Origin of the sequence: Mariniflexile sp., from assembly GCF_041583155.1 — a bacterium.
Classification (GTDB): Bacteria; Bacteroidota; Bacteroidia; order Flavobacteriales; family Flavobacteriaceae; genus Mariniflexile.
In genome coordinates, this window is the sequence record NZ_JBFHGK010000021.1 from 59,745 (window position 1) to 65,744 (window position 6,000).

At 31.5% G+C, this 6,000-nt stretch carries 5 protein-coding genes; 2 read left to right on the top strand and 3 right to left on the bottom strand.

Features of this window, described 5'->3' with window-relative positions; genetic code table 11:
- Nucleotides 1–99: 99 nt before the first annotated feature.
- Together ABYI63_RS09620 and ABYI63_RS09625 are read left to right on the top strand one after the other, a co-directional pair.
- The gene (locus ABYI63_RS09620) at nucleotides 100–1,086 is read left to right on the top strand and encodes a PorV/PorQ family protein (protein WP_372755906.1); all 987 of its coding nucleotides are present in this window, start codon (nucleotides 100–102) and stop codon (nucleotides 1,084–1,086) included.
- Between the two features lie 9 nt (nucleotides 1,087–1,095).
- Nucleotides 1,096–2,274: a DUF4105 domain-containing protein gene (locus ABYI63_RS09625; protein ID WP_372755896.1), complete on the top strand. Its 1,179-nt coding sequence runs from the start codon at nucleotides 1,096–1,098 to the stop codon at nucleotides 2,272–2,274.
- 85 nt (nucleotides 2,275–2,359) lie between these two features.
- On the opposite strand, the gene ABYI63_RS09630 is transcribed toward ABYI63_RS09625, so the two are convergent.
- The 3 genes from ABYI63_RS09630 to ABYI63_RS09640 all read right to left on the bottom strand — a co-directional run.
- Nucleotides 2,360–3,751 (bottom strand): sugar transferase, encoded by a 1,392-nt coding sequence (locus ABYI63_RS09630; RefSeq protein WP_372755898.1) that lies wholly within the window; start codon nucleotides 3,749–3,751, stop codon nucleotides 2,360–2,362.
- A 56-nt stretch (nucleotides 3,752–3,807) separates the two neighbouring features.
- Nucleotides 3,808–4,818: a glycosyltransferase family 4 protein gene (locus ABYI63_RS09635; protein ID WP_372755900.1), complete on the bottom strand. Its 1,011-nt coding sequence runs from the start codon at nucleotides 4,816–4,818 to the stop codon at nucleotides 3,808–3,810.
- Nucleotides 4,819–4,830: 12 nt separating this feature from the next.
- Nucleotides 4,831–6,000 (bottom strand): O-antigen ligase family protein (locus tag ABYI63_RS09640; RefSeq protein WP_372755902.1); only part of this gene is annotated, 1,170 nt, incomplete at its 5' end.

The window sequence follows — 6,000 nt, forward strand, 5'->3', positions numbered from 1 at the left end:
GTAAAAAAATTGCGATTGAGATCTTACATTATTGCATTCTTTTGCGTTGTAACCACATCGGTATTTAGTCAAACCGTTAGAAAATATTCTAATGAGTTTATGAATATAGGTGTAGACGCTGCTGCTTTGGGCATGAGTAGCGCCGTTACTGCCACGACTTCCGATGTTAATTCCGGATATTGGAATCCCGCTGGTTTATTGAAATTAGAAGACAACCAATTGGCGCTTATGCATTCTAGTTACTTTGCTAACATTGCTAATTACGATTATGTTGCATTTGCAAAACCCTTAGATAAAAATAGTGTTTTTGGGGTTTCTTTAATTCGATTTGCCGTTGATGACATTTTAAACACCACACAACTTATAGACGAACAAGGCAATATCAATTACGATAGAATTAGTCTATTTTCTACCGCCGATTATGGATTAACATTTTCATACGCACGAGCTCTTCCTGTTAATGGCTTCAATTATGGAGTTAATGCCAAAATTATAAGACGAATTATTGGCAATTTTGCATCATCTTGGGGTTTTGGATTTGATGCTGGTATCCAATTTGAAACTAAAAACGACTGGAAATTTGGGGTAATGGCTCGTGATATCACTACCACATTTAATGCTTGGGCCATTAATAAAGAAGAGTTTAAAAAGGTTCAGGATGCTGTAGAAGGACAAAACCAAGAACTTCCAGAAACTACCGAAATCACCATTCCTAAATTACAAATCGGTGTTTCTAAGTTATTTGAATTTCATTATGATTATACGCTTTTGGCTGCAGCTAATTTAAATGTACGATTTGAACAAAATAATGATATTATTTCCTCATCCTTTGCAAGTATCAATCCTGCTTTAGGTTTTGAATTCGGTTATATTGATATGGTTTATTTACGTACTGGTGTTGGTAATTTTCAAAATGAATTACAAATAGACAACACAGAACAGTTGAGTTTTCAACCAAGTTTTGGTGTAGGCTTTAAATATAATGGCATTCAAATAGATTATGCCTTCACCGATATTGGCGACCAAAGCGTGGCATTATATTCCAACGTATTTTCTTTAAAACTCGATTTTAGTATCTTTAGGTAATTCAATTACATGAAAAAAATTCTACTCCTTTTATTTCTTTTTTTAACTATTGAAATAATAAACGCACAACAAAATTCACTATCGAGACAGGCTGAAATAAGCGTATTAACTATTGGCCCCGGCGCTTCATTGAACGATGCCTTTGGTCATAGTGCCTTTAGGATAAAAGATGATTTAAAAGGTATCGATTTAGTATTTAATTATGGGGTTTACGATTTTCAGACTCCCAATTTCTACTTGAAATTTGCACAAGGAAAACTAAATTATTTAATTGGTTTAAACTATTATGAAGATTTTTTTGAGGCTTATATTTCACAAAACAGAAGCATTAAAGAACAAGTTTTAAATCTATCCGCTACTGAAAAACAAAAGGTATTTGATTTCTTATTAAACAATTACAAACCAGAAAACAGGGGTTATTTATACGATTTCTTTTATGATAATTGTGCTACAAAAATAAAGGATGTTGCCAATATTTCTTTAAATAACAGCATTACCTTCCAAAAACCAAATAACTTTGAAGACCAAACTTTTAGAACTTTAATTCAAAATAATTTGAATAAAAATTCATGGGGAAGTTTGGGCATTGATGTGGCGTTAGGTTCTGTAATTGACAAAAAGGCTAGAGCTGAAGACCATATGTTTTTACCTGAAAACATTTATAAGTTTTTTGAAGTTGCACGTATAAACGATCAGAAACCGTTGGTTAAAGAGAGCAAAATAATTTACAATAAAATTGAAACCCCAGCCCCTACTAATTTCTTTACTAGTCCGCTTTTCATTATTGGTCTAATAAGTTTATTTATTTTATACATCACTTATAACGATTATAAAAAACAAAAGAGAACTGTTTGGTTAGATGTATCCCTGTTCAGTATTACAGGACTAATAGGCATTTTCATATTACTATTATGGTTTGCTACAGACCATAAAGGCACACACCAGAACTACAATTTACTTTGGGCATTTGCACTCAACATTTTTGTTCTAAATCAGGTATTAAGAAAAAAAGTAAATGCCTGGTTTATAAAATATTTAAAATTACTGGTTATTCTTTTATGCTTATTAACTTTGCATTGGTTTATGGGAGTGCAGGTTTTTGCCATTGGGTTAATACCCTTACTTATTGCATTGCTCGTTAGGTATTTGTTTTTGATTACATATTTTAAAACAAGTTCGTTTTCGTAGTACTTTTACATAGAATTTAGTCATGAAAACTAAAAATATATCTAAATAAAAAGGTTATTAAACAGTCACGGAAATGTATAACAAATTATTGTCCTCTGTAAAAAATAATGGTACTCAACGTTTTGATTATGATGTTGAAATCCAATAAAAAACTACGGTGTTTAATATAGTAAAGATCATATTGAAGCTTCAACAAACTATCATCTATAGAAGATCCATATCTTGTTTTCACCTGGGCCCAACCTGTAAGTCCTGGTTTTACAATATGTCTTGTCTCGTAAAACGGAAGTAACTGCGATAATTGTTTAACAAAATGCGGACGTTCAGGTCTTGGTCCTATCAAGCTCATATCACCTTTTAAAATATTAAAGAATTGCGGAAACTCATCTATACGGGTATTTCGTAAAAATTTCCCAAAAGGTGTTATTCTTGTATCATTCTTTTTTGCCCAAACAGCACCTGCTGCCTCGGCATTTTTAACCATGGTTCTAAACTTTATTATTTTAAAAAGATGACCATGCTTACCTATACGTTCCTGTGAATAAAAAAGTGACCCTCGATTTCCAATCAAATTACCTAATAGCACTATTGGAAGAATTAAAATACCAAACAATATTCCCAAAACAGCTATAACAATATCAAATAGCCTTTGAAAAAAAAGATATAACTTATTGTGATTACTTCTACTAAACGGAAAATACTTATAAAAATCCTTACCAATAAACTGAACTGGAACCCGTTGCATCATATCTTCATATACCTGAGTATACTCTTTAATAGGAAATCCACCTTCCAAAAGTGTAATAAGGTCTTTATATATTTCTGGGGTAATGTTACCACTATTTAAACTGGCAATAACAACTTCCGATATTTTTTCATCTTTTATAACTTGATATATTTGCTTCGGACAGTACTCCCTAATGCCTTTAAACTTAATTTTATCCGATTTCCTTAACTCGCAATTTATAAACCCTATAATTTTATAATTAGGATCCGCATTTCTAAAGGCTGTAATAATAGATTCAATATTAGACGTTTCTCCAACAATTAGCACTTTTTTGTAAAATCTAGGCGAGGTTATAAAGCTGATGTAAATTATTCGCCATAAAAACAACGCAAAAAGTATTGAAAAATAGAAGTACGCAATTTGTAATCTATTTTCTGGTAAAATTGGAGTAAAAAAAGGTGTTAGAAAATAAAATAAAACCGTTGTGGATACAGTAAAGACAATACTGGTAGAAATTTTTTCAATCTTACTCGATTTTTGCAAATCGTAAAGTTCAAAAATAGTACCGAAAATGTATATATACAATACAAGTACAAATGCCCAACGCCATTTTTCTTTTGTGATTGTAAAATAATCAAAATCAAAAGTATTACTTACAAAATATAAAACAGCAAGGATGGTAACTGTATCCAGAATGCGTAATAACACCTTACGTTCAGAAATTTCAAAATGAATTCCTTTTTTAGCCATTTTTTGTTGGTAATTGAGAGCTGATAAAGATAGTAAGTTAAATACACAAACTATTATTATTCCAGAACTCTAATCCACAAGTTTTTAACAATCTGCCAATCAAAGTTATTTACTTTATTTCTTGCTTTAAAAACCATTTGCCTTGTATTCTCAGTATTAGATTGAAGATTTTTAATGGCCATTACAAATTCGGCTGGATTATTGGGAGCAACTAAAACACCTTCTGCTCCATTCTCGATTAAAAAAGGCAAGCCTCCAACATTAGTAGAAATTATGGGCAAGCCTAAAGCCATAGCTTCAATGACACTAACAGGCATGTTATCAAAATTAGTTGTATTTATAAAAATGTTATAATCATTTGAAAGCTTAATCCAATCTGGTTTTGATAATTTACCAGTAAATTTAACTTTAACATTTAATTTTTTGGCGTAATCTTTCGTTCTTTCTAACGAACCATCATTGTCCGGACCAACCATACAGAGTGATGCTTCTATTTTTTCTTTCTGTAAATCTTTAAGAATTTGTACAGCTAACAACGGATTATATAGTTCTGAAAATGAGCGAACCCAAAGCAACCTAACCGTTTTAAAATCTTTTTCTTTAAAAGGATATTTTTCAATTTCAATACTATTAGGAATACTATCAATATTATTATAACCTAGTTTTTCAAATTCATATTTTATATAATTTGAAGGTGCTATATTCTTAAAAGATTTGCAGAATATAACTTTAGATAGTCTTGGGTTCGTCTTTAAACGATTTGGCAAATTACCGCCATGTAAAATTGGTATGTACTTTAGATTTAAAAAATGACAAAACAAACTACTTAAAAAGGCATAATAAAAATTAGAAGTGCTATAAGTGTCAATTAAAACATAATCTATAGTTTTTGAATGTTTTAAAATAGCAAAAAGCATATCAAACAAACGCAACACTTTATTGGATTTATTTGAATACGTAAAGACCTCATAACCTTCTTGCCTTAAAGATTTACTTAAAGTTTCAATAGTGGTTTGAGTTTTACCGCTATGAGATAAATTATTCCCTATGTACAGAAGTTTTTTCATTTAAAATGTAAACTAACTAACAGATGGTCTTATAACTGAATTATTCCGTTTTTGAGTTCCTTTTTTGGAGTTTTTTGTTCCATAACTCACGCTTAACAAACACAGTCCGTATATAAAAGCGGGAGCCGCAATTCTCATGGATGAATGGTTTATGGTAAGTAACCAAAAGAAGTAACAAGAATAGAAAAAGAGATTGGTTCTATCTCTTATACGCAATATAAAAGGGGTGATAAGTAAAATTATTAAAGCTGTAAGACCCAGCAAGCCATGCTCAGACACAATGCGACTCATTTCGTTGTGAGAAGCTGCTAATACACCTTCTTTTTGTTCCCTTAACTCTTTTATTTTTCCTACTCCCACTCCAACAATAGGATTATTTAAAAACTCATTCAATTCAAACTCTGCTAAATCAGACCTACCTGTAGTTACATCTTCCTTTTCTCTACCTAGTGCATCTTGATTTGCGTAACGTTTATCAATAAATCCACTTGTTTGTAAAGAAGAGTACAGCCAAATCGAAAAACCAATCCCTACAAAAACTACTAATAATCGACTTATTCTCAATTTATTATATACATTGACTTTTCTAAAATATAAATATATAAAAGCCGCAATCATAAAAAGTGCTGTTATAACACCGCCACGACTAAAGGTTATAATTGCTCGATAGCTAATCAAAAAGAAAATGCCAGCATTAACCAGCTTGAAAAAAATCGAAGGTGATTGAGAAAAAAACCGGACACTGAAGATAAACATCCCTATACCTAAAACCGTGGCTACCTGATTTGGACCAAAACCACCCGATGCTGCATAATTAGAACCTGTACCCGTAATGGTATCGCGAACACTAGGATTAAATAAAAACAAATACGTAGTTGTTGCTAATAATGGCAATGCCATCGTGTACAATAGCTTCTGAAAATTATTATAACTAACTTTTAGTTGATAACAAAAAATAGCAACAATTCCAAGGCAAATGGGGCCACTCAGATTAAAAGTAATGGCGGTCCTTAATGTCGTGCTTTCACTTACATTGAAAGCGGCAACAAAAATACCTGGAATAAGTAGCAATAGATATATAACGTAAGCCATAGGTTGCCCGCGCTGCCTCGTTGTAAATATCCCTATTAAACAAAATACTATAACTAAATATTTACATGCTTCATAAAGAAAACTACCTCC